2 protein-coding genes are annotated in these 1988 nt (G+C 64.4%); one reads left to right on the forward strand and one right to left on the reverse strand.

Going from position 1 to position 1988, the window contains the following annotated elements; translation table 11 throughout:
• Window positions 1–725: 725 nt before the first annotated feature.
• A complete protein-coding gene (locus ACFWW8_RS38515) occupies window positions 726–1100 on the reverse strand; it encodes a hypothetical protein (RefSeq protein ID WP_386537588.1) in 375 nt (124 codons plus the stop codon).
• A gap of 227 nt (window positions 1101–1327) precedes the next feature.
• On the opposite strand from ACFWW8_RS38515, the gene ACFWW8_RS38520 reads away from it, so the two are divergent.
• Window positions 1328–1894 (forward strand): hypothetical protein, encoded by a 567-nt coding sequence (locus ACFWW8_RS38520; RefSeq protein ID WP_386537591.1) that lies wholly within the window; start codon window positions 1328–1330, stop codon window positions 1892–1894.
• Window positions 1895–1988: the final 94 nt, after the last annotated feature.

Here is a 1988-nt window from a genome sequence, read left to right on the forward strand (position 1 = left end):
AAGTACCCCGCCCCATACCGACTTCAACGACGCCTCACCACATAGGACACGGTCTAAGTCCATACGGGTGCCGTGGACGGGCTGGCCGACCACCCCGCAGCTCGGCTGCTGGGGGCCGGCCTGCCGGTAACGGTCAGCACCGGTAGCCACACCACATCTGCCACACCCCTGAGCGGGAGTTCCGCCTTCTGGCGTGCCACTACGACTGGCGCCGCGAAGGGAGGCGGTCGCAACTACGGCCGAGGCGCCCTTCCTCCGCGGAGATCGAGCCTTCCACGATCCATGACGAGCAATCCCTGCGGGAAGGCTGCCAGCAGCTGCATGCCGTTCATCTCGAAACGGGAATCCCGACCACCCGGACCACTGGCCGCCCGCTACCGCGGCTCTGAGTGCCGCCGGGATGTCGTGGCCCAGCGACCCGAAGCCGAGGGTGACAACGAACTCCCGGCCCTCGCGCGCCGTGAGGTCTGGTAATGCGAACGGCATGTGGCTGTCGATGTCGGAGAAGACCAAGGCGGGCAGCACGTCGATGCGAGAGTACGCGCGCCGCACATCCCGGCGCGGATCCGCGGTGCTGCGTGGTGGTTGTTGCCGGGGACGGACACGACCCGGACGATGCCCGACAGGACGTCATCGGCGCGTCCCGCCCCCGGAGCGTCCGCTGGCACAACGGATTCTTGTGGCGGGAGGTCCGCTGTCGACCTTCCGCCACGAAGGTACGTCGTTCAGTAATTTCTGTGGATCACCCCAGGAGCGCTGCACCACAGAAATATGTCGGCGAATCCGGTCGGCGGCATCATGATCTTTGCCGTGTCTGACTCCGTGACCCCCTGCTGGATGTGGAAGGGGGGTGCGATGCTGTTGTAACTGAACTCGAAATAGCGACCGTTGTTTTTCTTGATCGTCCATTCGAACTCGATGGGCCAGGCGACGTTCTGTGTCGTCATGACGTGCTGGTAGTTCGTCAGTCCGAGACAGGGGCGGTCTGCCCAGTAGTCGGTGGCGTGCGCCACCGTTGGCGCGGTGATGAGGGTGGCGACTGCTGCGGTCGCGGGTACGAGCGCCCTCACGGCCTGTGTTATGCGCATCACGAATTCCATTTCAATTGGAAATGAGGGGACCGGCCCTACGTTCCGACGGTCAGAAAGAATCGGATCCGGGTTCCTCGTGCACGTGGATTCAACCTCACCGGGATCGGTGGCGGCCGAGTAATGAGTACTCGAATGAGGCCAGCCCGCGATGGCTGCAGAGGGAGCTGCACTTACTCTTCCGGGGGTGCGGCGGAGGCTAGGAAGATGTCATGGGAAGAACGCGGAAGGAGATGGACATGGAGGTTGTTGCGAGCGAAGCGATCGGCGAGCCGAGGATGCGGGGCGTCCAGCGCAGGGGTCGAAGCGTAGTCATTATCAGCATGTGGTGCGCTCTCGTCTTGGGACTCGGCGGTTGTGTCGGCAAGGGCGGTGCAGCGGTGGACGATCACGCCACCGAGCGGAGAACGGACGACGCTTCTTCCCGGGGCGACGACCGCGCCTGCTCGACCATCACGTCTGGCGACGTGCAGAAGATCACCGGGCAGCAGGCCGAGTCGGGCAACGTCGGAACGCTGCCAGGTGACGGCATCTCCAGCTGCACCTATTTCCGATCTCATGTCTTCGTGCGGACCAGCACCAAAACGGGGCGGCGCGAAGCCGCCTCCATACGCGCCCAGCAACACGTCCGTGACGTTCCGCGGCTGGGCGACAGTGCCTTCAGCTACGTGGACACGACCGCGGGAGTCACGCAGAGGGCGCTGTGCGTCGTCCAGGGCGAGACCATGCTGTACGTCCTGTCCGGGACCTTGACCGAGGCGGTTCTCGAAGAGCTCGCACGCACGGGCGTCGAACGCTTGCGGTGAGCACGTAAGGAACCGGCCGCCGCCCCGAACCTGTCCGCCTGAACCGTTCCGGGTTCGGTAGAGACTCTAGATCTTGACTCTGACCTGGGGGTTC

It is taken from the genome of Streptomyces sp. NPDC058701 (genome assembly GCF_042715295.1).
Classification (GTDB): domain Bacteria; phylum Actinomycetota; class Actinomycetes; order Streptomycetales; family Streptomycetaceae; genus Streptomyces.